18 protein-coding genes and 1 riboswitch are annotated in these 24969 nt (G+C 40.9%); of the genes, 4 read left to right on the top strand and 14 right to left on the bottom strand.

Annotated elements, in window-relative coordinates; translation table 11 throughout:
- Positions 1–156 precede the first annotated feature (156 nt).
- Positions 157–392, top strand: a riboswitch (cobalamin riboswitch).
- A 166-nt stretch (positions 393–558) separates the two neighbouring features.
- The 3 genes from BPR_RS01670 to BPR_RS01660 all read left to right on the top strand — a co-directional run bounded on the left by BPR_RS01670 (position 559) and on the right by BPR_RS01660 (position 2821).
- Positions 559–972: a DUF4430 domain-containing protein gene (locus BPR_RS01670; RefSeq protein ID WP_026662014.1), complete on the top strand. Its 414-nt coding sequence runs from the start codon at positions 559–561 to the stop codon at positions 970–972.
- Positions 956–1501: a hypothetical protein gene (locus BPR_RS01665; RefSeq protein WP_013279725.1), complete on the top strand. Its 546-nt coding sequence runs from the start codon at positions 956–958 to the stop codon at positions 1499–1501. The genes BPR_RS01670 and BPR_RS01665 overlap by 17 nt, the downstream gene beginning before the upstream one ends.
- Positions 1502–1603: 102 nt before the next feature.
- Positions 1604–2821, top strand: coding sequence for a serine hydrolase domain-containing protein (locus tag BPR_RS01660; RefSeq protein ID WP_013279724.1), 1218 nt, complete (start codon positions 1604–1606; stop codon positions 2819–2821).
- 81 nt (positions 2822–2902) lie between these two features.
- On the opposite strand, the gene BPR_RS01655 is transcribed toward BPR_RS01660, so the two are convergent.
- On the bottom strand, positions 2903–3814 hold the full coding sequence (locus BPR_RS01655; RefSeq protein ID WP_042256341.1) for a hypothetical protein: 912 nt from the start codon (positions 3812–3814) through the stop codon (positions 2903–2905).
- Positions 3815–4180: 366 nt separating this feature from the next.
- Here BPR_RS01655 and BPR_RS01650 point away from each other — a divergent pair, with 366 nt between their 5' ends.
- Positions 4181–5458: an O-acetylhomoserine aminocarboxypropyltransferase/cysteine synthase family protein gene (locus BPR_RS01650; protein ID WP_013279722.1), complete on the top strand. Its 1278-nt coding sequence runs from the start codon at positions 4181–4183 to the stop codon at positions 5456–5458.
- A gap of 122 nt (positions 5459–5580) precedes the next feature.
- Here the strand turns inward: BPR_RS01650 and BPR_RS01645 are convergent, their stop codons facing one another.
- The 13 genes from BPR_RS01645 to BPR_RS19425 form a co-directional block, all read right to left on the bottom strand.
- The gene (locus BPR_RS01645; RefSeq protein ID WP_013279721.1) at positions 5581–6345 is read right to left on the bottom strand and encodes a 3'-5' exonuclease family protein; all 765 of its coding nucleotides are present in this window, start codon (positions 6343–6345) and stop codon (positions 5581–5583) included.
- Between the two features lie 135 nt (positions 6346–6480).
- Positions 6481–7305: a PDDEXK family nuclease gene (locus BPR_RS19430; RefSeq protein ID WP_013279720.1), complete on the bottom strand. Its 825-nt coding sequence runs from the start codon at positions 7303–7305 to the stop codon at positions 6481–6483.
- A gap of 880 nt (positions 7306–8185) precedes the next feature.
- On the bottom strand, positions 8186–9967 hold the full coding sequence (locus BPR_RS01635) for an SGNH/GDSL hydrolase family protein (protein WP_013279719.1): 1782 nt from the start codon (positions 9965–9967) through the stop codon (positions 8186–8188).
- A gap of 182 nt (positions 9968–10149) precedes the next feature.
- A complete protein-coding gene (locus BPR_RS01630) occupies positions 10150–11643 on the bottom strand; it encodes an ABC transporter substrate-binding protein (protein WP_013279718.1) in 1494 nt (497 codons plus the stop codon).
- Between the two features lie 141 nt (positions 11644–11784).
- Positions 11785–12795 (bottom strand): carbohydrate ABC transporter permease, encoded by a 1011-nt coding sequence (locus BPR_RS01625; RefSeq protein ID WP_013279717.1) that lies wholly within the window; start codon positions 12793–12795, stop codon positions 11785–11787.
- The gene (locus BPR_RS01620; RefSeq protein ID WP_013279716.1) at positions 12788–13696 is read right to left on the bottom strand and encodes a carbohydrate ABC transporter permease; all 909 of its coding nucleotides are present in this window, start codon (positions 13694–13696) and stop codon (positions 12788–12790) included. The genes BPR_RS01625 and BPR_RS01620 overlap by 8 nt, the downstream gene beginning before the upstream one ends.
- Positions 13697–13753: 57 nt before the next feature.
- Positions 13754–16348: a DUF5696 domain-containing protein gene (locus tag BPR_RS01615; protein WP_042256338.1), complete on the bottom strand. Its 2595-nt coding sequence runs from the start codon at positions 16346–16348 to the stop codon at positions 13754–13756.
- Between the two features lie 19 nt (positions 16349–16367).
- Positions 16368–17027 carry a Yip1 family protein gene (locus BPR_RS01610; protein ID WP_013279714.1) on the bottom strand — a complete coding sequence of 220 codons (660 nt, stop codon included), beginning with the start codon at positions 17025–17027 and terminating at the stop codon, positions 16368–16370.
- Positions 17028–17032: 5 nt separating this feature from the next.
- Complete coding sequence (locus BPR_RS01605; protein ID WP_167531131.1) at positions 17033–18550, bottom strand: NHL repeat-containing protein; 1518 nt, start codon at positions 18548–18550, stop codon at positions 17033–17035.
- A gap of 19 nt (positions 18551–18569) precedes the next feature.
- Positions 18570–19433 carry a carbohydrate ABC transporter permease gene (locus BPR_RS01600; RefSeq protein WP_013279712.1) on the bottom strand — a complete coding sequence of 288 codons (864 nt, stop codon included), beginning with the start codon at positions 19431–19433 and terminating at the stop codon, positions 18570–18572.
- A 1-nt stretch (position 19434) separates the two neighbouring features.
- Positions 19435–20373, bottom strand: a complete 939-nt coding sequence (locus tag BPR_RS01595) for a carbohydrate ABC transporter permease (RefSeq protein WP_013279711.1) — start codon at positions 20371–20373, stop codon at positions 19435–19437.
- Between the two features lie 27 nt (positions 20374–20400).
- Positions 20401–23358 (bottom strand): extracellular solute-binding protein, encoded by a 2958-nt coding sequence (locus tag BPR_RS01590; protein WP_013279710.1) that lies wholly within the window; start codon positions 23356–23358, stop codon positions 20401–20403.
- Between the two features lie 13 nt (positions 23359–23371).
- Positions 23372–24802 (bottom strand): endo-1,4-beta-xylanase, encoded by a 1431-nt coding sequence (locus tag BPR_RS19425; RefSeq protein WP_013279709.1) that lies wholly within the window; start codon positions 24800–24802, stop codon positions 23372–23374.
- Between the last annotated feature and the right edge of the window lie 167 nt (positions 24803–24969).

Raw genomic sequence — 24969 nt, 5'->3', positions numbered from 1 at the left:
ATTTACGATTTCGGGTAATTACCTGCCAGAAGCATGTTGTTTATCCTATGGCTTTTGCTGATGTTTACAGTGACTTATACCCCAATAAGGCACAGGGTTTGCTAGTAATATTATTAATATGATAATATGTGTTTGACAAAATTCTTATTCGTTTTTACAATTGCATAAACGTAAGGTGTCTGCAGGTGATACATTTTTGTTCACTGTGCAGGTGAAAAGGGAAGCAGGTGCAAATCCTGCGCGATCTCGTCACCGTATTTCACAAGTTTAGCCAATAAGCCACTGGGCATTGCCTGGGAAGGATGTCTAAACGCCGCATGAAACATTTTTTTAACTGGTTATAGCATGCCGAAGTGATAAGTCGGGAGACCTGCCTTTCGTAGTACATGGGTTGACCGGGCCACGAGGAATTGGCTGTACGAAACAAATGCGCAAATAGCAATTGCTGCTATTTGTTAATTTTGTGTGCAGACCTCCCTATCAGGAGGTTTTTCTTTTGCTTGTACTTCTATATTCCCGATAATTCCCGTTTACCAAGATAAAAAAAGGAGAATAATTATGAAAAACAACACAAGAAAAATCGTAATCGGAGTAGTATGCCTTGTAGTTTTAGTAGCTGTTTTCGCAGTTTGCTGGAAGGTATTCGGAGCTAAGCCTACTAAGGGAGCTAAGCACATCACTGTAGAAGTTGTAAACAGCACAGGCGAGACAACTGACTACTCTCTTGACACAGACGCAGAATTCCTTCGCCAGGCTATGGATGAGCTCGGAGATCAGGGCTTTAGCTATGAGGGACAGGAAAGCGAGTACGGCATCATGGTTGAGAAGATCAACGGTGAGCAGGCTATCTACGCAACAGACAACGCTTACTGGTCACTCTATGTAAACGGTGACTATGGTCAGTATGGTGCTGATTCACAGCCTGTAGTTGATGGCGATACATACACATGGAAGTATGAGCTTGCACAGTAATACTAAATTTTCGATAAAAGATATAGCGCAGATAGGCCTTATGGTTGCAATCATTGAAGTTTGCAAGGCTGCTCTTGCTTTTCTTCCTAACATTGAACTTACAAGCTTTTGGCTTATCATGTTCACATTGTTTTTTGGATGGAAAATTGTGGCTGTAGTCCCTGTTTTTATCCTGATCGAAGGTGCTATTTATGGCATGAACCTGTGGTGGATAATGTATCTGTACATTTGGCCGCTTCTGGTGCTGATAGCATGGCTTTTCAGAAAAAATGATTCTGCATTTTTCTGGGCTATAGTTTCAGGAATCTTTGGACTATGTTTTGGAGCTCTCTGCTCTATTCCTTACATTGTAATAGGCTGGAGCTCAGGAGGCTTTATTTCAGGTCTTCGAGCAGGCTTTGTGTGGTGGATAGCAGGAATCCCCTGGGATTTTATCCACTGCGGTGGTAACTTCGTATTGATGCTTGTTCTGTATGTTCCAATCCGCAATGCTATGCGCAAGATCAAGTCATCGGGCGTTATAAATTAGTATCGCCTCATCTACAAATATCATTTAAATAGTACTAGGAATTCGCTTTATTGATGATAAAATGAATCTTAGTACTATTTTTTTGTATTGAGGTGAATAGAAATGAGAGATAAAAATAAGCTGATTCAGGCTGCTATGGACAAAGCTGTTGCAAATAAAGAAGTGGCCGGTGTTAACCTTTTAGTTATTCAGGATGGGAAAGAAACACATTATGCCCAGAGCGGACATGCGAACATAGGTGAGGACATTCCTATGAACAGAGATACTATCGTTCATCTGTACTCTCAGTCCAAGCCAATAACTGCTGCCGCCGCCATGCTTCTAGTACAGGATGGAATCGTTGATCTCAACGAGCCTGTCGCAAACTATTTTGACAGCTTCAAGGATCAGACCTGCCTTATTGATGGTGAGATTAGAAAGCTTCCCTGGGATAAGTTTGTCCGTATAGCCGATCTTCTGAACATGACATCAGGACTTGTTTATCCCGGCATGAATACTCCTGCAGAAAGAGCTACTTCTCTTTTATTTGCTGATGCTATCAGAAGGCTTGAGTGTCCTTACGAGAACACATCTGATTCTTCCTCTGCTGTCGATAACAGCCGCAAAGACTATCAGATGACTACACTTGAATTTGCGGAAGAAATCGGTAAACTTCCCCTTCAGTTCATTCCCGGAACTCAGTTCCAATACGGCACAAGTGCTGACGTACTCGGAGCTGTTATAGAGAAGGCTACAGGCCAGAAATTCGGCGATTTCCTCAAAGAGAGAATCTTTGATCCACTTGATATGAAGGATACCGGATTCTACGTTCCTGAAGATAAAAAGAACCGTCTCGCTCTTGCATATGAAGTAAAAAATGGCGACTTTAGTGAATTAAATGGAGATAACCTTATCATCAGAAAAGATGGTAATAAGAACAGATTTGAATCCGGCGGTGCAGGTCTTTTCTCAACACTTGATGACTATTCACACTTTGGTCAGATGCTTCTTAATGGCGGTACTTACAATGGAAATCAGATACTGACTCCCAGAACAGTAGAGTTTATGACAAATAGTGCCATTATGGATGGTCCTCAGCATGCCTTTGATAACTGGTATGGTCTTGAAGGTCACACATACAGTAATCTCATGAGAATCCTTGTAGACCCTGCCAAGGCTCTTATCATTGGTAACAAGGGCGAGTATGGCTGGGACGGATGGCTTGGCGCTTACTTTATGAACGACCCCGAGTCCAGAACAACACTCCTTATGATGACACAGATGCGTGACTACGGTACCGGTAATCTCACAAGGAAACTTAGAAATATTGTAATGTCTTAAATAGCAAAAGCTGCAGTTTTAAATGATAAAAATCATCTGGTACTGCAGCTCTTTCTACATATCTAATATATTATCACAAGCTCATCTGCGTCTTGCTGCTGCGCGTTTCTCCGCGATATTAGCAAGGCGCTTATTTATCTGATTCCTGATAAAATCCTGATCTGACTCCTTTACCAGGAAATACATATATGAGTCTAGTACAAGACTTTGAGGGAGACCTCTTCCTACAAGCTTGAAATTCCTAAAGCCCATATCTATATAGTCTCTTAGCTGCTCTTTGGAAATAAAGGCAGGCTTATTCATGCAGTCCGCAAAGGATTTCTTTTCCTGTCTGTTAGGGCAGTTAAAAGGCCTCGCTATCTCGTATTCAAGCTGCTTGGCTGCTTCATCGCGATAATGCTCAAGGCGTCTTGGGCAGTTAGGAAAGCAGATTTCATCAACAAGTATCTCCACTCTTTCTGCTACCGGCTCAAGACTTTTAAGTATTTCTTCGTCGTGGTTCATATCATAATCAAGAACCACCATAAAATAGTCTTTTTCAAGCTCTGCATGGAGTTTGTCAGGATCTGTGATCCTCTTGGTTGTTGAGGATATAAACTTAAAATTCGGATACTCTTTTCTCAGATACTCCTCAAGTACCGGTGTGTTCACAAGGACTTGATTTTCTCCATTATCAGCAAGTCTCATGATGAGATTGCAGTAGGTATCGTTTAGATGCTTTTCTTCTATAAGCGGATTGGTCCAGGTAAAACGCACTGGAACATGCTTGGAGTTAAAGAGTTTAATGGTGCGCTCAATCTCATTCTTGGGACAAAAGCCAAGAACTGTTCTGCCGCCATTCCAGATTGCTCCCGGAAATGTGCCGTATACACTTCCAACGCGATAATTATCATAAAAACTATTCGGAAACTCCCTCATCAGATCGATAAGAGTGCTGTTAAGATCCCTGAATACACTAAATCCAGGTAAATGCCAATAAATGTAATCCTTCATATTTTCCCCCAAAAGCCCCCAGTACATTAACTATAAGCCTGTAGTGCTCAGTTAATTTCATACATTTTTGAATGAAACATTCATGATATCATACTCAATTATATACGATTAGTCAGTTTTGAATGCACTCAAAAATGCTGATATTTGAGCATGTTTTCTATCACTTTTTCACGAATTTTTTATGCGTATTTTTTTGAACTATTTTTAGAATATAAAAACTTTGCTTCTTTATTGCGATAAAGTCTGTCAGAATAGACCAAAATGTGATAAAGTTATTAGCGTGTGCAGTTAATATCTTTTCTTTTTCTGCCATAACTTGAATATGATGATTCAAATCACATTTTTTTGAGATAGGAGACCAATACCATGAACGATAAGAAAATCGGAACAAAATGTGTACAGGCCGGATATACACCGGGAAACGGCGAACCACGTCAGATTCCTATTATCCAGTCTACAACTTTTAAATATGATACAAGCGAAGATATGGGTAAGCTCTTTGACCTGGAGGCTTCAGGCTATTTCTATACAAGACTTCAGAACCCAACTAATGATTATGTAGCAGCCAAGATTGCTGCTCTTGAAGGAGGATGTGCTGCAATGCTCACATCTTCAGGTCAGGCAGCTAACTTTTTTGCCCTGTTCAATATTTGCGAGTGCGGAAGTCATATCGTAGCTTCTTCATCTATTTATGGCGGAACCTTTAACCTCATAGCCGTTACTATGGCCAAGATGGGAATTGAAGTAACATTCGTTTCACCCGATGCGTCAGAAGAGGAATTAAATGCAGCATTTAAAGATAATACTCGTGCTGTATTTGGCGAAACTATCGCAAACCCTGCTCTTACAGTTCTCGACATAGATAAATTTGCCAAGGCTGCTCACAGCCACGGAGTTCCGCTTATAGTGGATAACACATTCCCTACTCCTGTTAATTGCAGACCTATCGAGTGGGGCGCTGATATTGTAACTCATTCTACAACCAAATATATGGACGGACATGGCGCAGGTGTAGGCGGTGCTATCGTTGATTCAGGCAACTTCGACTGGATGGCTCACGCAGACAAGTTCCCTGGTCTTTGCCAGCCTGATGATTCATATCACGGAATTACATATGCAGAGAAATTTGGTAAAGAAGGGGCTTTCATCACTAAGTGTACAGCCCAGCTCATGAGAGACTTTGGCAGTATCCAGTCTCCTCAGAATGCATTTATATTAAATCTTGGACTTGAGTCACTTCATGTTCGTATGCCAAAGCACGTTGAAAACGGACTTGCAGTTGCCAAGTTCCTTCAGTCTCAGCCAGGCGTTGTTAAGGTTAATTATCCCGGTCTTGAGGGAGATAAGTATTACGAACTTGCCAAGAAGTATCTTCCAAATGGTGGATGCGGAGTTGTTTCCTTCGAACTTGCAGGTGGACGCGCCGCTGCAGAGAGCTTTATGAAGAAGCTCAAGGTATTTGCAATTGAAACTCACGTTGCTGATGCCCGCTCCTGCTGCCTGAACCCGGCAACATCTACTCACCGCCAGATGACTGATGAACAGCTTGCTGCAGCCGGAATTCCTGCAGGACTTATCAGGATCAGCTGTGGTCTTGAAGATAAAGAAGACCTTATTGCAGATCTGGAGAATGCACTTAAATAACTACTCTGTGTAGTACCGGGCCTGAGACAAGAGGTGTTTGCTCAGATAGCGACACCTTTTGTCTCAGGCCACTTTTTTACCATATTCAAACATCGCTTTCTGTCTGCTTGCATTTCAACTGATCAGTTTATTCTGGCACAGGAATACTGATCAAGTGCGTGCCCTAAAAGTTCTATTATTCTGAGTTCGTCCACAGCATCATAAATAGCATTATGAACTTCACAATATCTGCTATCTCCTGAAAGCATCCTGGTTATTGGTTCAACTCCATAATTTGTCTTAAGACGACCGGTCTTACAACAAGGCATTTCTTCTGTAATTGCTCTGTTATACTGCTTGTAGGCAGCAAGTCTCATTATGTCATACCACTCAAACGCAGATAATTCCCTCAGATGCGAATAGTCAAACTTGGCATTGTAGGCAAATATTTTGGCTATATTGTTGTTTTCCAGAAACTGTACAATATCATTTAATGCCTCACTTCGAGAGCAGACAATTTCGCTATTTCCAATCGGTGCTGATATATTAGCAGCTCCTTTGAACTCATTACTGACACCCTCAGTCTGATTATTTCGCGTGTCCTTGTCTCCATAATTTTTACTATGGTAATTTATGACATTAGAGTAAATACCACCCACCTTGTATTCTGGATCAATTATGTAGTATCTGGTATCAACACATTTGAAACTATCAGCATCAGCAAGAGCTACACCAATTGACATAACTTCATCACGCCAGTTAGTCTCTGTATCTATAACCGTGATCAATTGGTTACTACCTATTTCTTTTGCCTTTGAATCATTCGTTTTTGGTTTGCTCGTATCCGGCTCTTTTGTTTTACTGTTCTTGAGCATTTCAAGGAAATCTAATGAAGCATTTGAATACATGTTTTCTTTCTCTTATTCTTTCGTATATTTATTATTGTTACTCACGCAATTCTGCATTAATACTCATTTTCCATCTTTTGCCCAATAAAAACAAGGAGTATATCTGATCAAGATAGCGACTAATATCATAAGTTTTTACATTGTACACAGATACTTAATGTCTTTAATGTAGGCTGCTATATCGAAGGGATGCTCATAATCTTCAAATGTCATAAGAAGATTCTTTCCCTGAATCAGTCCCCATTTCTCAAAATTTTTCATTTTCCAGAAAAATGAATCTCTATAGCTTTCTGAATCCATTTTACCAAAATGTTCTATATATACGATTTTTCTTTTCCTAACATTAAGAATAGTAAAATCCGGTCTAAAAACTACCTCTCCACGATATACATATGGGAGTTCATATTGGTAAGGAATTCCGTATCTCAGAAACGTATCCGCTAAGATAACCTCTGATTTAGATCTTACCGTCTCTCCCTTAGCAGTTGTAAATGCAAGATTTTCTACATGACTATGGGCTATATAGTCTTTACTCTGTTTGTATTTCTGTAATTGTTCTGTAGTTTTTCTAATCCATTCCGAAATGTATTCTTCATCATTTAGTTCATAGGGTGTGATCAATTTGCGTCTAGCCTCATTATACCCACTAGTGATGGTGTGAATACTACTATCTCTATAGGCTTGAGTTACATTATCAATTAATCCTGCCATAGGCTCCAGATAACGAATTACGTCCATGGCATATCCTTTTTGAGCAAGCTTCCTGGCAAGATCAATCTCTTTTGCATTTATATATGTACCTGAGCGATCAGATGAATTCTTGCGATAGTAATAGCATGGAGTTGATTTTGATCTAGTTATCCTCAGAGTTCCTTCCGGAGACTTTTCTATATCATTTTTTGCCTTTGACAAAATGTCATTTATACGCTTTTGCTCGTTAATTAATTCTTCTATGTTCATTTTAGTCTAAGTACTGCTCCGCTTTCTTTTATATTCTTACTATTGGTACGTATACTCGATATCAGCAGAATAATAAAAACGGTAGACATTTTGCTTTCATTCTAATTTATTAATCTGATAAATCCATGTCATAGAAGAATTCTATGTCTTACCAAATATAAGAACTAACTGTCATCGGTACAAATGACACCAATTATATAATTTAATCAATATGTTTTGGTGGAATGTGCATTTGAAGGTCAGATACAGACGCACACTATCTAAGAAACATATAGAAATTGAAAAGTAGTTTACTCCATCTCGGACCATGTTGTCAACAGAAGACTTAATAGTCATAATCGATTTATTTGATTTTACTTGAATGTTTACTGAAGGAATTAGCCGAAAATTGTAAAGTCACGTACAAGTGGCTAATGAAATATTGATTTTCCCAACCCATCATAAGCCTCAATTACTCTATTGCCATAAATGTAGCTTATAATCTCAGAAATATTCAAGAGTTCCATCAGCCTCATTCACTGTGTAATCCTTTATGTGGCTGAAAAAAAATTGTCCACATAATTTACTTTTTAGCCTCATTTGGACTTTCTATACTTCTGTGGCTAAGCAGATTCAGATCTTTCTCAATTTGCTATTAGCCGCATTATGACTATCTAAACTTTTGCGGCTAACTCGCTTCAAGTCTTTACTTATTTGCATTAGCCGCAATGGTCCCTTCAATATTCATGCGGCTGACAGGTATCATTGCTTGCCGCTCTTGTGCAACAGAAAGCCCCAGCGCTTCTGCCAAAGGCATCTAACGCTGGGGTATATCCTTATATCAAAACTATTTCTTCCAACAAACCTATAGAATCTTGAATCTCTCTAGAAAGTCTTATTATTACTCCACTACACCAAATCCAAGAATAGCAAATTTCTTGTTCTCCATGCCTGGAGCCATCTTGATTTCTATTACATGTGAAGCTGATTTATTCTCGTCAAATAAAATTACTGCGTTGCAGTGAGTCCAGCCAACCTTGAGTGGATCAGCATCCATCACCTTCTTATCATCGACATAAACTTCTGCAGTACCGTAAACAGTGCTTCCGGAATCCTTAAACAAAAGAAGAAGTTTACTGCATGTGATCTTCATTTTAAAACTTGCGTTATCTATAGCCTCATCTGATGCGCTGTCAGAATTCTGAACGCTCTTTGGTAAATGAGCCCAGTTATATGGGAACTCAGGAACAGGCTCAATGTTTGTATCCATCTCGACCATCTGAAGTTCCTTATCGATGTTGTTAAAAGAGCCTTCTTCAAGCATGCTGATGTGATACTTTTTCTTAAGTCTTGCAAGCTCGTGTCTGTCGATTAGTTCAACATTCTCAAAATCAGCACCGATTATAGGCTGAATCTTGGAAAGCTCAGTCTCATCTATTCCTGTATCAAGGCTTGTAGCTTTGCCGTTTACTTCATCCATAAGATGGATCAGGCAATCGCTCATGATCTGGTGTCCCAGATTACTTGGATGATAAACATCATAGAAGAACTGATTCTTGGATATTACTCTTCCATCCTCAGGAAGAAGGTTAAACTGTGGTGTTACAGCATCCATGATACTAACCATAGGAATGTCGTAGCGTACACCAACCGGGCCCAGTCTGTCCTGGAGGTTCCAGTCAAAAGAGAATACGGCAAAGAGTAACACTACAGCCGGCTTCCATGGAAGTGCAAGTGCCTTACGCACAAGGCTCTCGTAGCAAACACCCTTGGTCTCATCTCCTTCATCATTAACAGCAAATTCAATTACAATAAGATCAGGCTTTCTCACGCCTCCTCTTAGGACATCTCTTTCAAATCTGACCATTCCAAGCTCTGAAGGGGTTCCGCCGACACCTGCCTTAATAAGTGTCACCTGACCGCCATTAGCGTATTTCTTTTCAAAGTTCTCTGCAAATACTCTGGGATAGCACTTTTCATGAATTGGAATCGCTCCTGCTCCCTGAGTAATTGAACCACCGATAAATCCAAGTGTTACATCCTCGCCTTTTCCTGCCTTTTGAAGAACCTTTTCAAGTCTTGCAGTATTTCCCATCTGCATAAGACTGTGGCTGATCATGTCAGAATAGTTCTTTGATTCAAAATCAACCATAGATTCCATGGGCTGGATTGGTGCAACAAATCCGTTATTAAGGTAGAATCTTACATCTACGGATGCCTGAATACCAGGTGTTGGGAACTCAAATCTGATCTGACCGGGTTCCTTGTCTGACTCCTTCCAATCAACGTCAGACATTTTGATGATTCTCTCCATTCCATCCATCTCGAAATCGAGGGTTATCTGTGTCGATGTTGGATCGCTCTGAGTTGCTCCATACATCTGAAAAACAAATCTTACTTTTTCTTCTTTGACTCTGCCTGATACACTTACTCCAATTGAATGTACCATTTTCCTAAAGCCTTCAGTAGTCTTGAGAAGACCAAGCATATAGTCATCTGTTATATTTCCAGAAAGCCTCGCTGCATCAATGAGTCTTCCATCACTTTCGTAAATAAATTGTATGCCTCTTCCGTCAGGCTGAGGTGCACCATATATTTCTTTACCCTGCATTATAAAAAAGAATGGTTTCTTCTTGATAGGATCCTTAGGTGCTTTGGGTCCTCTTACTTCAACTGCGTCCATCTTAAAATTTCCCCTTAATTAGTAGTTCGTTAATACATATCTAATATTCGGTTACACAATAAATTCATGATATATGTAACATGTACCTGGTGCGGATCAATTTCCCATAAGATAAAAATATAAGGCGGCGCCAAACGACGCCGCCTCAAAAATCCTTTATTAAAACCCTATAAAAGCTCTAATTATTTGTTAGCTTCGTCAACATAAGCCTTCCATGTATCACGGATAGCTTCAACCTGCTCTGATACTACAGCGCCAGGTCCAATGTTCCATACGAAGTCAGAACCAAGGTTAAGGTTAGGAACCATTCCGTGGAATGCAACTGTTCCCTTTTCTGTCATCATCTGGATTGTCTCATCAACTGCTCTCTCATCGAACTTACCGTTTCTAGCTGTTGAAAGGTATCCGTTGTAATCAACGTACTCAGCAGCTGGAGCGTTTGTCCAGAGGTTCCAAGCAAATGCAAGCTTCCAAGCCTTGTCTGCATCATAGCAAGCAGGGATAGCAACTGGGTTGTTTGACCAAACGTTGATGTAGTCGTTCATCTTAGGTCCCTTAGGGAACATTACGAAACCAATTTCATCCTGCATATCCTCAAGGAAGTTACCTGGGCATCCAGCGTACTCATCCTCTACAAGGAATGCTGCCTGACCGTTAAGGAACTGCTCTTTGTAGTAATCCCACTCAGCACCCTCTGGGTTAGCTACTTCTGCATCATACTTATCAAAGATGTTAACTGTCCACTCAAGAGCTTCAAGTGTCTCAGGTGACTCAAGGTTGTATACGAACTTTCCGCTAGCATCCTTGTCGATGTAAGAACCGCCGTTTGAGAAAACAGCTTCTGTTGTCATAACACCTTCGTTAAGTGTAAGACCATAGATATCTACTGTACCATCGTTATCCTTATCCTGCTGAACCTTTGAGAGAAGGTCTTCGAACTTATCCCATGTCCATGTTCCATCAGCCTGCATATCGTAGATAGATTCAGGATCGATACCAGCCTCTGTAAGGATTCTCTTGTTGAAGTAAACGCCTGTACGTGCCTCTGAATAGCCAGCGAACATAGCGTAGATTGCATCTCCCTTACCATACTGCTCGTGAAGAAGGTTTCTCTGGAACTTGTCCTGTGAGAAATCAAGGCAATCAAGTGTAGAAAGGTCATACATAAGACCGTTAGCCATAGCAGATGTGATAGCTGGATCATCACGAAGTGTGAAGATATAGTTCTCATCGCCACCTGTTGTAGCATAATCTACGAAATCTGTAGGTGTTGAACCCCAGTCAGACATAGCTGTCTGTGTAAGTGTGAAGTTGTATGTCTCCTGAAGCCAATCATGGTAATCCTTAACAGCCTCTTCATACTCATTCTGTGGTTCTGTTGGATCACCTGACCACCAGTCGCGGATAACAATTTCCATACCACCAAGATCTACTGGGTTGCCATCTGCATCTGTGATAACCTGATATGGGTCATACTCGTCAGATGGTGCTTCCTCAGCAGCTGCCTCTGTTGTAGCTTCTGCTGTAGCTGTCTCAGCTGTTTCTGTTGTTGTTTCAGCTGGCTGCTGTGTGTCTGTTGATGCTGGTGCTGTCTCAGCTCCGCATCCTGCCATGCTTGTGAGCATAGCTGCTGCTGCGATAGCAGCTGTTGCTTTTGTTGTTAGAGACTTTCTCATACTCTAATCCTCCTTGTTAATGTAATCCCCTTAGGATATGTTTAACGAAAAAACTACTAACTTATATTATAAGTTTGTGCATGTTTTTCCGATAACCAACTATTGCTATTTTATTCCCACACTTCTCAAATATTGCTAAAATTACATTTTTATACCAGTAGCAGCAATACTCTCTACGAATGATCTCTGAGCGAAAAGGTAAAGAACGATAAGTGGAACGATGATCATAAGTGTTCCTGTTGCAAGGATACAGTTAGAATAAGCAACAGAAATTGTAGTCTTAACACCGTTAATTCTCTGGATATAAGCACCAAGGCTGTCTACGATTCTTGAAAGGCCTGTGCTGACAAGCTTGGTATTTCCAAGGAACATTCTGGAATAGAATCCGTCTGTCCACTGCCATACAAATGCGAAAAGGAAGCAAGATGTAAGGATTGGTGTTGCCTGTGGAAGCATGATCCTGATGAATGTCTTAAGTGTTCCGCATCCGTCTACATAAGCGGCCTCTTCAAGGTCTCCGGGGATGTTACGGAAGTACTGACGGATCATGTAGATATACAATCCATTCTTAAGTCCCATGCAGCCTGCACTCATCAGATAGTAAGGAATCTTGGAACCACGGAGGTTAATGCTTTCTCCGGTGATAAGTTTGAATATTCCTAAGATATCAAAGTATCTAAAGTGCAAGTGAAGTGAGCTGGCAATTGTCTGTGGTGGAATCAGGATTACAAGAATAACCATTACGAACCAGAATTTCTTAAGCGGAAATTCGAATCTTGCAAATCCATATCCAACAAGTGTACAAACTGCAATCTGAAGAGCAGCGATTGTGAATGAAATAAGAAGTGAATTAAGTACTGCGCTCTTGTAGCTCATAAGTTCAGCTGCAAGTCTGTAGTTTGCAGTTGTGAAATGCTCAGGGATTGAAACTACTATAGGGTTATACAGGTCTTTTTCTGTCATAAAGCTGACAGATATCTTGTTGAAGATTGGCTGAAGGATCAGGAAGCACATTCCGAATAAAAGAATGAATCTTATAATGCTTACTGCTCTCTCCATAACTACTTTCTGAAGCAGATAACCACCAGAGAGTTTATTTCTTTCCCAAAATGTTAATTTTTTGAATTCAGTTGTATTTTGTACATTAGTCATAATAATAAACCCTCTTAGAAATCAGGAATGATGTTACTCCTACGAATGCCAGAACTATCAAAAAGTAAATCCATGACATCGCTGATGCATTACCATACTGCTGCTGATCGATCATTACCTTCTGAATCTTCTTAATAACTTCGTTATCAGTTCTCATACAGAAATCAACTACTGTGTAGAGCCAGTTTACAAGGAACAGTGAACTGATCATTGGGAATGTGATCTTCCAAAGGCTCTCCCACTTTGTACATCCTTCTATATCAGCTGCCTCATACATACTTGATGAGATTGTCTGAAGTCCTGACAGGAAGATGATGATCTGAATACCTGATGAAAGAGCTACATCATAAATATTATCTATAACTTCGAATACCTTCTCATAAGCTCTTACACCAATACCTGCTGTTCTGAGGACTTCCTCAAGAGCATCTGTAACACTTATGCCCTGAGTTGTCTGCTCAATTGTCTGTGCAAGCTGATCCATAAGCTGGTTGTTAGATTCAAGTCCGATGATAACGCCGGAAGAAAGAATAACCGGTAGGAAGAAAATCGCTCTTACAAGTGCTCTTCCCTTGAACTTCTGATTGAGGATCAGCGCTACGAAGAAGCTAAATACTATGATTGCCAGGGAATAAACCATCATTCTGGTTATTTCTTCCCACAGAAGTCTGTTATATTCAGGATCAACCCTGAAAGCGAATATGTAGTTTGTAATACCATTCAGAGTCTTTGTAACGTTTCCGGCTGCAAGATTAACCTCACAGAAACTCATGTAACAAGACTCGAAAAGCGGCTTGACCATAAAGACCAGAAAACCGATTATGAACGGAGATATGAAAAGATATCCCGATATAGCCTTACGCTTTTGCAAGCCGGCTAACTTATTCTTTTGTTTACTCATGATAAATGCCTCTCTTATCTTTTGTTACTGGCCATTTCTGACCAGTAACTTATGTGACTATCTTGTTACAACGTAATCTCTTGCAGGAACCTTAACGCCGTCTGCAGTGTAATCACTGTATCCATAGTTAACATATACCTTGGTTCCATCTGCATATTCTGTGCAGGATACATCAGATGTAAGGTTGTCATGACCTGTCATTTCCTGATTAAAGGTATGACCAAGCTCCTTGTTGTATCTGGTGTAAATGTTTACGAGGTTATCTTTAACAGCATCGAAGTATGCTCCGTAGTACTGTGTGTAAAGAGTCTTCTGAGTTGCAAAAGAGCTTTCGTTCATGAGTTCGAAGCAAAGGCCTGCGCCATACTCTGCTGAATAAAGGATCTCATTTTCCATGTTTCCACATGTGTTGATTGCTCTTCCTGTGTAATCAACTCTTCCGTGTACTGCAAGCTGGTAGAAAGGAATGCACTCATCAATTATTGTGTACTCGCTTCCTCTAAGGTCCATGCCTGTAACCATCTGGCAGAATGGAACTGCATAGTCATTACCCATGTTGATCATAAGTGGAGTTCCATTGTTATTGTAGTTTTCAAGCTTGGCAACCTGTTCATTCAGAACTGCCTCTCTGCTGTATGTCTTTTTCTTATAGAAGTCAGATGAGAGGTCCATTCCTAGATCCTGGAATGATGCACCTGCGCCATATTTCTGTGAAGCTTTTACAAGGTTGTCTGCATACTTGTTAGCAACGTCTGTGTGAAGCAGGAAGTACTTGTGGTCTGCATTTTCTCTCTGTCCGTATGTTACATTACTGTACTCATACAGCTCAGCTCTCTCTTTACTGATGAACTTAGCAGCATCTCTATATGAGAAGAAACCATCTAAAATATTGCTGTTAAATGCGTACTGTGTAATTCCATTGAGGTAAACTGTGTTACCATTTGCTTCTGCAGTGCTTATCAGATTCTGAAGATCTTTTTTGCTTCCAAGGGCTCCAACTGTCTTGGTCTTGGAAAGAACCTTCTGCTGAACACCACCGTTGCACCAGCCTGAAAGCTTAACGTGCATATTTGTAAGGCCTGCTGCTGTAAGCTGATCAAGAATATTTGATGCTTCTGAATAGCTTGTAAGCTTAAGTGGTCTTGAAACAGGAACACCAACAATCTGTTTAACCTTATCGATGGCACCAACCATCTCGATTGCTACAGGAGTACTTGTATCACTTACAAGATCAAGGTATCCTGCGTATTCCTTCTGTAAATATTCGCCATATGTCTTGGCCATATCTACATAGCTGCCTGAGTTAACAAACTTGTATCTCTGAGTAATTGTTTCATCAGGAAGGTCTGTTGCGTACTCGTAGATTTCACTGTTAGCAATATCACCTACGTCGTACTGCTCTCTCTGACAAACGCTGTACTTGGCATTTACGAAGTTGTAGCTGTGATTCTTACCAGCGATATCTGCCTGGATTGAAGCATAACTTCTGCCGTTTTCCAGAATACATACAAAGGAATCATTTCCTTCTGAAATACCATATACTCCGTAGTAAGCTCTTGTATTGTGTACTACCGCATCTCTTGAAAGACACATGTCCCAACCATATACGTTAGTGTAGTAACTACTCTGTGATGTCTTACCATTATTGAAGTTTATGATTGCTCCGCCGCCTTCAGGAACCAGCATGAAGCCCTGATCCTCAGGTCCGCCAGCTCCGAAGTACGGAAGTGGAGTTACAGTGTAAATAGGTGTCTCAGGATCGAAGTCCAGATCTTTAAATGGAACTTCTACAACCAGGTCTTTTCCGTCAAGCTTATAAATAACGCTTGCGTTGAAAACAGGTGTGTCTGATGAAGAAGATGAAAAATCCAGTTCCTTATCAGCAAGGTAATCATCATATGTATATCCTGCTGCTTCGAACTTATCCTGAATTGTCTTACGTACGTTATCCTTGGTTCCTGAACGAAGTACATAGATAACATCTGTCTCAAGTACGGGATAGCTTGCAAGGAGCTCATCCTTGTTATCCTTTGGTGTCAGTTTGTTGATATCGTACTTTTTGTAGTACTGCTTGATCAGATCTACTTCTTTTTTATCAAGGTTACCCATGAACTTTTCGAAGTTTGTCTTGGTGATTACAGGAGGAATTGTGAACTCCTTCTGGACACTACCAAGTGAGTAGTTAACTCTGATCTCATTCTCTCCGGGAACTATCTCATAAATTCCGTTCTGAGCACTGAAGGCAAAAGAGTTATAAGTTGTTTCAAGTCCCTGTGTGATTGAGTAGGACAGGATAAATGGAGACTGAAGGTAGTTTTTCTGATCATCAAGGGCTGCTGTATCTTCTGCTGCATCCTTGGGATTTGAATACCAAACCTTGCCGCTGTCCTTAACTTCAACAGTGAACTCTGTCGTTGCCGGATCCATTGTAAGCTTGAGCTGTCCGTTATCGATAACTACCGGCTTATCATTGCCATCAAAGGCATATGGTGGAATCGGTTCCTTAACCTCTGTAGGAGCTTTTGTATTTATTACATAAAGAGCAGCTCCAACTATTATCAAAAGAACTATGATTGAAGGGAGAAGTTTTAAAAAGCCCTCCAATATTTTTTGAGTAAATGCATTCTGCTTTTTATTTTTATCTTTTTTCAACTTGGTCACCCCTTCATTCCTACATTCGGAACATCAATTCTTTTGCCAGGGAAATGAAATACGCAACTCCCTGTGAAATCATGCTAAAGAAGATCATCAGAATAAAGATCATGACTAGCATTGCAAACAGTGTAGCTACAGTAAACAAAAGGTTCTTGCCGGCTGAGTACTCATGAATCTGTCCCATGGCTGCTATTACCAAAAGAGCTGCCCAGACAAGTGATAAAGCACTTACTACGCTGTAAAATTCGGCTTCGTCTACTGTTACAAAGTTACTGAAAATCATAAGTGGGAACTGGATGAGCGGATAAGGAGTAAGTGCATAGCATGTAGCCATGTAAACCTGTCCGAGCCTTCCTTTACCATCAAACAAAGTGGTAAGTCCCCAGTTACCTACAACCCAAAGAGCCAATGGGAAGAGGATACTTGCAAGGTAGAGGAAAATATTCAAATCTTCCCAGTAAACCTGAATGAAAAGGAAACTAGTAAATCTCAGCTTGAGAACACGGATCAAAAGTGTAAGGAAAAGAATCGTGTTGGCAGCTGCATAAGTTCCTCTCTTTTCGTGAGTCAGATCCCAGAAACCATCTAGTGGATGCGTAATGCAATAGAACGCAAATTTCAGGGAGTCAAAATATTTATCTTTAGGATTATCTAATTGTTTTGTATTTGCTATCATATTTCTCACCCTTTTTTCTCTAGAACAAATATATCTGCTGTATCTATCTCATGTCTGATTGCCTTGACCTTGCCAATTGATAGAGGAACAAGGAACAATAACAGTATTACCAGTACTATCCAGAAGATGTGCTCTTCTACCCAGATTTTTCTGTACTGCTTATATGCTTTGGAATAGTTTTCCGCATCATACTTAAGTTCAAAGTACTTCATAGCTTCTTCATACTGTTCCTGACGAAGAAGTGATCTTCCGATTCCGATGTAAGCAAGATCATAGTTACCATTCTGGTTCATAACTTCCTGCCATGCTTCTCCGGACTCTTCGTACTTACCTTTATCGAAGTCTTCGATGGCTTTATATACAAGCTCTCCGAACTGTGTAGGAACAAAGGCTGTGATTGAGCAGTCAAGACTGTCTACTACGTAGAGCTCGTGACCTACATGATCGATAGCTGAAGGTCTTCTGAAGTAACCATCCATGTTACCGTTACCACCAAAGGCAAACACCATGCGGCCCTGATCATCATAACCAAAAAGTCTTCCTCTGTTACGGTCAAGACATACATAAATGTCATTGTCCATTACAGTTACGTCTGTGAGTATTGATGGACCCTCATAACCACCGCCGGATCCCAGATAAAGATCTCCGCCTACTGACCAGTCACCGTTAGAAACAAGGATGTCGCTACCAAGAAGGTTTAATTTTCTAACAGCATTTTCATCGTCATGTGCCTGATCTTCTGTACGAGCTTTTGTTGCATATATGAAGCCTTCATAGTCCATGAAGATGTTCTCATACTCTGTAGGAACGAAGGATTCCATCTTGGCTCTCTGTTCCTGAGAAGCGAGTTTCTTCCATATATAATCTGTCCAGTCAAAAGATACCGGTGTAGCTCCTACAAATCCTGAGAAAGTACCATCATTCTCATATTTGATAAGACCTTTGTTGATACCTGTCGCTATACAGTAAACACGTTCTGCTGTATCAACTGCCAGCTTGGTTGGCTGGAATACCAGCTTAGGATCAAGTGTGTTATCTGTTGGTTTAACAAAGTCCATTATATAATTTAGATCTTTGTCAGCCTTAATAATTCTTGCATTCCCATTATCAGCAATGAATATATTTCCATCCTCTGATATAGAAACATCTGTCGGGTTATTGAGAGTAGAAGGATTTGCCCCCTTAATGGAATCAATTATTCTTACTACTTCCATCTGCTCAGGTGAAACCCTGTTAAGCTCTATTATTCTGTTGTTTCCACTGTCACACAAATAAAGTGTATTGCCATTTGCAAATAATCCCTGAGGATTCTTGAGCTTGGTATCAAGGCCAAGTTCAGTAGATGTGAACACTTTGCAGGAGTTGTAAAAGTCTGCACTGTCCATGTAATCGCCCCAGTAGTCATAGTTGTATGTGTAACTACCTTCGTTTGTGTTGGCCTTAACCTGAAGTGGCTGAAGAAATGCGGATGCTATCGCAAGTATTGCCATTCCAGTTCTTAAAAAGAAATTCTTTTTACGCATATGCATTCAACCTTTCAAATTAGTCCTTAAGTCCTGAGCTAGCCATTGTCTCGAGGATCTGGCTCTCAGAGAATACGAAAATCAAAATAGGAACTATCATTACTACTACAAGAACCGCAGCTCCCTGACCTGTTCTTGCGATACCACCACTCTGAATCTGCTGAAGTGCAAATACGAGAGTTTTCTTTTCCTCAGAGTAGATGTATGTTGATGCCTTGTTGTTCCACAAGCCCTGAACAGAGAAGATGATAAGTGTCATCCATGCAGGCTTAACGTTTGGCATAACAATCCTTGAAAATACTGTCCACTCATTTGCGCCATCAATCTTGGCAGCTTCGATAAGTGCTGTAGGAAGTCCTTCCATGAACTGTTTCATAAGGAAGAGTCCCATCGGTGAAGCAAATGCCGGAATGATGATTGCCCAATAAGTATCGATCCAACCGAGCTTGTTCAGGATCAGGTAGTTAGGAATTGCTGTAACCCAACCTGTGAACATCATAGCTACTGTTACAATCTTGAAGAATGTCTGGTTTCCGGGGAATTCGTACTTGGCAAGTACGAATGCTCCCATTGAAGCTATGATAAGATGTCCTGCTGTTCCAACAAATGTAATAAATACTGTGTTGAACAGGTATCTTGTAAATGTAACCCATGACTTACCCATTGTTACAAATAAGTCTGAGAAGTTATCAAGTGTAGGATGCTGTGCGAAAATCTTAGGCGGGAATTTGAACAATTCATCCAAAGGCTTAAGAGCACTGCTCACTGCATATATGATTGGGAATGCCATTACAAAGGCAACCAACAACAGGAAGAAGTAAAGTGCTATATCGCCAGCAATTGATCTATTTGGCTTTCTTTTCTTAATTATTTTTGCGCTCATATCAAGTACCAACTCTCCTTAACAGACTCTGGATTGCCTTGTTGCAAAGTATCATCATAAGGAACAGGATTGTAGCTATTGCACAGGCATAACCCATTTCAAATCTTGAATAACCATAGTCAAACAGGTGTGTTACGATGGTACGTGCAGCGTAGTCCGTACTAGGATATCCGCAAAGAGCCATTGTTACATCTGCAACACCGAAAGAGGAAGTGATTGTCATAACTGCACCGAACATAAGCATTGGCTTCATGCTGGGAAGAGTGATGAACCACAACTCCTGCCATCTGTTCTTGATTCCATCCATGTATCCGGCTTCGAACATTGATCTGTCGATACCCTGAAGTCCGGCTACGAATGAAAGGAATCCGGTTCCCAAACTCATCCAGAGGATAACGATCATACATATAGGAAGCATGTACTTAGGATCGATGAGCCACAACCTTGCTGTATCAATGATTCCCAGATTCATCAGGAATGCGTTTACATATCCGTATGCATCACCTCTGAAGAAAACAGAGAAGATTACATAGCAGTTACCTGCAATGGAAGGGGCGTAGAACACGATGACCGCGATACTTCTGATCCATACGGGTAGCTCATTTATGAGCCAGGCAAAAAGGAAGGATAGAATATATCCAAGGGGGCCTGTGATCAGAGCTATCATCAACGTGTTCTTAACGCCTATCAGAAAGATATCATCCTGGAGAACCAGAGAGATATAGTTCTGCAATCCTATGAACCGAGGAGGTTCAAGTATGTTGTAATATGTGAAGCTGTAGTAGATAGATGCTACTACAGGGAACACATAGAACATCGTGAACAGTATTGCATATGGTGCCAGGAAGAGGTAACACATCTTACGGTTCTTGGCCTTCTTCCAGGCTACGTTTATATTATGTTTGCGAAGTGTAAAATACTTCTGAAGATATTCCTTCATCACCTTATCTCCCAATAAACTTGTTCTTTAGTCAACCGGCATACCAAATTCGATACGTTTCTTCTTGATCTCTTCGTCGATCAGGATTGAATAGTCGATAATTGTTTCTCTGGAATCAACTTTTTCATTTATAACCTTTCTGATCGCATTGGAAATATGTCGGCCAGTGAAGTATCCACCGGGAACCTCTCTGATTCCTACTGTGTTATCCCACTGTTCATCAAGAACCTTGATGTCCTCTGTACTCCAGGAGAGATTTGCGAATGCATCTCTGTTTGCTGTTGCATATCTTGCGGATGATCCCAGAAGAGCTTCGATCTCACGACCAAATCTAACCTGTGTATCAGCCTTAGCCCACCACTTCATGAATTCCCATGAAGCAAGTCTGAGAGCTTCATCATCAGTCTTGATCATCATTGTTGCGCTTCCTGTGATAAAGTCTGATCTGTCAAGATACTGTTTGCCATTTGCATCTTTTCTGTAGGTTCCAGGGATAAGAGTGAAATCCCAAAGTCCTCTGATCTCAGGTGCTGAAACCATCAGTGTGTTGTAAGTAGAATAAGGAGCAATTCCTATTGGCATTTCTCCTGAACGGAATCTGCTTACGAAGTCATATACTGTAGGGATACCATAATCATTAAAGTATCTTACATAATCATCAAATGCTGCCACACCGGCTTCTGTGTTAACAGTTGTCTTGGTTCCTTCCTCATTGTACATGTCTCCACCGTACTGATAGAGAAGCGCGAAGTACATTGAAAGGTCTGGTGCGTTTGACATTATTGATGTAGATGCTGCTGCAGCTCCGCTACTTCCTGCTGCTGTAGGAATACCTACTGAAAGGTTGTTACCCTGAATTGTAGGAAGGAGCTCAATAAGTTCTTTCCATGTATTTGGAACTTCAAGTTCCATTTCTTCAAGTACGTCTTTTCTATAGAACATTACGTTGAAGGTCTGTGTCTCAGGAATTCCGTAAATGTGTCCGTCTAATCTGTACTGTTCATAAGAACTTTCTGAGTAGTGACTCATTACTTCCTGCCAGCCATCAAACTGTGTAATATCTTCTGCTGCACCTCTGAGTGCGTAGTTAACCGGCTGATCTGCACCAACTGAGAGAACTACGTTTGGTCCACGTCCTGCAAGTACTGCATTAAGAAGTGCGCCCGGATCAACGATCTCTACGTTAACTTTGACTCCTGTTGAAGTAGTAAAATCATCATCAACCATTGTCTTTAAGATTGTTCCCTGATCACGTCCTGTAAGTACCCAAACCTTGACTACCTGATCAGAAGACTTTTCATCATATACATCACCGACTGAGTTGTAATCTACAAAGAAGGATGCGATGAAAGATTTGATCTCATGTGCTGTCTTTGTAAAGAAGTTTGCCTTGTCCTTCTTGGGTGTAACATCTGTTCCTGAAACTACGATGTAATCTACATCCAGTTTAGTTTCACTTAAGTTAAGTGAAGCAGTACCAAGTGAAGTGATGTTATCCTTAAATGTTGTAAACTCTGTAGTAATTTTCTGTGGTTTATTGCAGAATCTTTCAAGCTGCTGTGCTATTGTCTGAGCTGTGGCGATGTTATCTGCCATCTGTCCTGAGTACTCAACCATGTCATCAACAATCTTGTAAAGTCTCTTGGACTCAAGTTCCATTGCCTGCATGATCTCAGGATATGTTGTATCAATGTGATAATCTCTGTATACATCAGGTGAAGCTCCTGTATATACAAGGATTCTTCTGTAAATCTGGTTAAGTCTGTAAGTAGAATCTTCCATTTCCTCAAGGATTCCACCCATTCCGCCAAGAGTTGCCTCAAGTCTTATTGTGTGCTGTCCCTTTGTGAGGTAGAAGTTAAATGGAGTTCCGTCCTCACTTGCCAGATCCTTGCACTCCCAATCGTTCTTGTAATCAAAAGCGATTTCAGAAAGATCAGCAAATGGAACCTCTCCATCGATAAGTACTGTTCTGCTTGATACAGATCCTCTTGAGTAGTTCTGTCTTGCTTTTACCATGATGTTGTAGTAACCATCTTCAGGTACTTCAAAGTTCCACTCAATCCACTGGCCTGAACTTCTCCAGGCTTCTCCACCAACGTAGTTAAGAACTGTTGTTGTTACGCTGTTAGGAACTGTGGTTGGCGAGGAACGGTCGTATTTAGCATATAAGGAGGACTCAGATCTGAGAGTCGAATCCTCGCCCTGTACCACCAAATTGAATTTTGCAGCTGTATCAGATCCTGCGTTCTGTGGCTGAGCTGCAAGATATTCCTCGTAAGTAGGTTTATCCTTGATCGCCTTAAGTTCTACATTAGATAGAAGCATCGGCTCGTTATCAGCTATAAATGTAAGCTTGTTGTCGCCCTTTTCAAAATAGAATACATAAGGCTCAGCAACAAATCCCATATCATCTTTGAAGTAAGCTTTCTGCCAACCGAAGTATTCAACCTGACGAGGTCTTATTTCATTGCCCTGGTTATCAACCTTGACATCGCCACCGTCCATCCACATTCTTGTGAAAGAAATGTTTCTGGCATCTTCAAATGGAAGCTCGTCGTTGATCATTACAGTTCTCTCAGCAGGAACTCCTCTGCTCTCTGTGATCTTATAATCAATGAAGAGTCTGTACATTCCGGCCTGTGGAACATTTACGTTCCATGTAACCTTTGAACCGGTATCAGTAAAAAGAGCATCCTTCTTGTCATCAGTAGCAGCCTTTTCAACTCTGACTGTTCCTTCAGACTCATAGTCAAAGAGGTCAACCTTTACATCGTTTGCAGGGTGCGCATCCTTTTGATGTTCGTTTATATACCCTGTATAGGCTCCTACTCTTTCCATGCCTTCAACTTCCTGTGAAAGATCAACTCCTTCATATTTATCATGGAAGTCTGCTTTCTCTCGTCTTGTCAAAACAAGACACAGGCAAATGATTGCCGCCAAAATACCAAGTACGATCAATAATTTTTGTAAAGTCTTATTCATATTTTTAAGTCCTTTAGTTAGTTTCTGCAAAAACCCAAAATGCAGGTTTTGGCTTGTACAGATCATCGAACAGAAGTGGGCACTGTGCTTTTTCTTTGTTACTGCCACCGCCTACTGTAGATCTGTGCTGCAGCCATGAATACTTGTCAACTGTTCCCCAGAAGGTAATACCTGTCACATTCACACCGGAGTTTTGAACTGATTGAAGTGCATAATACTGAAGGTTGTATGTCTTACGCATCTTCTCATATTCTTTTTCCTTAGCTTCAGGACTGCCATCGTAGTCGTCACTGGAGCTCAGATCCCATTCTGTGATCTGAATGTTTCCTACTACATCGCCGTAGGCCTTGGCAGATGTCTCGACCTCTGTGTAGGAAGGAGAATCAACTCCGTAATGTCCCTGCATTCCCATCGCTGTTATTCTGGTTCCTGTTCCAGGCTCGCCCTCCTGCTCCTTGACCTCTTTCAAAAGAGCTACAATTCCCTCTCTCTTCTTGGCCATACACTCGTTGTAGTCGTTGTAGTACAGCTCAAGATCTGCCGGAGCATATTTGTTGGCGTATTTAAATGCATTTATAATGAACTCTTCGCTTTGGTAAACGTGCCACCAGCTGGAGTTATTACCATGTGTATCATTTGAGAGGTCTTCGTTTGGATTCTCATTGTCAGTTCTGTAAGTTCCCGTTGCATCTGAAACTGCTTCATTGACAACATCCCATCCATAAAAAAGATCTTTATATGGACTATCCTCTCCGGTGAAATGAGTAAGGACTTCTCTTATATACCACTCCTGTCTCTTATCCATTTCCTCTTTGGAAACATATGGTTTGGTCTTGTCGTAATCCTGATGAAAAAACCATTCAGGTGTCTGTGAATGCCATACAAGTACATGGCCTCTGACTTTTATCTCCCTGTCCGGATGTACCTCATTCCACTTAACGAATTTATTAAGTATCTTTTCCGGATTATCAAAATTCAGGACCGGAACCATTATTGTTTCTCCGTTAAGCTCAGCTTCCTGTGTTCCCGGACATTTTCCATTGCTGTATCCGAAAAGTGAATCCGGTTTGAGTTCGTTTCCAAGAGTAACTGCATTAAAATGTGTTGTGACCAGATTCCATAATGGAATGTCCCATGGTTCCTTGCCTGTGATCGCACAACCGATCCGACATCCCATCTTTTGTTCAACGCAATCTCTCAGCGCCGGCACGTTGTCCTCATCGCCCTCCTGCTCGCTCGAACTGGATTCTGATGATGCATCCGTTACATCTTTATTCGATTCTTCTGTGGAAGTACTGTTAAGTGAATTATCTGACGTTGCTGAAATGCTCTCCGCTTCCGATACCGCCGCTGATTGATGATCCGTGGTCCCCCCACAGGCTGTAAGCGTCAGCATCACTGAAGCTGCCATGACAGCAACTAAAGATCTGCCCTGTTTATACACTTCTTTTTGCCTCCCAGTAATTAATACTCAAAACTTGCTACCATCGACCCCCATCGACAAGTATAAGCATAAAGGCTTTGGGCGGCTGTCGCTTACCAATTTTTGCCTGACTATTTGCAGATGTTGCTTTTTACAGTCAAAAAATGCGGTGTCTTTTTTGTGCATTT

This window comes from Butyrivibrio proteoclasticus B316, from assembly GCF_000145035.1.
Taxonomy (GTDB): domain Bacteria; phylum Bacillota; class Clostridia; order Lachnospirales; family Lachnospiraceae; genus Butyrivibrio; species Butyrivibrio proteoclasticus.
The sequence above is the reverse complement of the archived record's forward strand: the minus strand, read 5'-3'. Positions and strand labels throughout refer to the sequence as shown.